At 67.6% G+C, this 262-nt stretch carries 1 protein-coding gene; it reads right to left on the bottom strand.

All coding sequences use genetic code 11. From position 1 onward, the window contains the following. The coding region (locus tag JZ792_RS41620) for a SpnB-like Rossmann fold domain-containing protein (RefSeq protein ID WP_216918474.1) at positions 1–262 on the bottom strand (262 nt) is incomplete at both ends.

The following is a 262-nucleotide window of genomic DNA, read 5'->3' as shown; positions in this document are numbered from 1 at the left end:
CCCTGGTACACGGGTCAGTCGTGGAGTGTGGGCGATATCGTCGCGGATAAGGACCTGAGGCTCCCCTACCGCCACTGCCAGCGATACGATCCCGGCCAGATCGGTGGTGTCGGTGTCGGTGTCGGTGTCGGTGTCGGTGTCGGTGTCGGTGTCGGTGAGCAGGATTCGGCCCGGTTCCTCCGACTGTGCCGAACGCACCAAACCCCACACCGCCGACGCCGCCGGATCGACCCGATCACCCGCGGTCGTGGTGACCGCCGCG

Source organism: Nocardia noduli, from assembly GCF_019038455.1.
GTDB lineage: Bacteria > Actinomycetota > Actinomycetes > Mycobacteriales > Mycobacteriaceae > Nocardia > Nocardia noduli.
The sequence above is the reverse complement of the archived record's forward strand: the minus strand, read 5'-3'. Positions and strand labels throughout refer to the sequence as shown.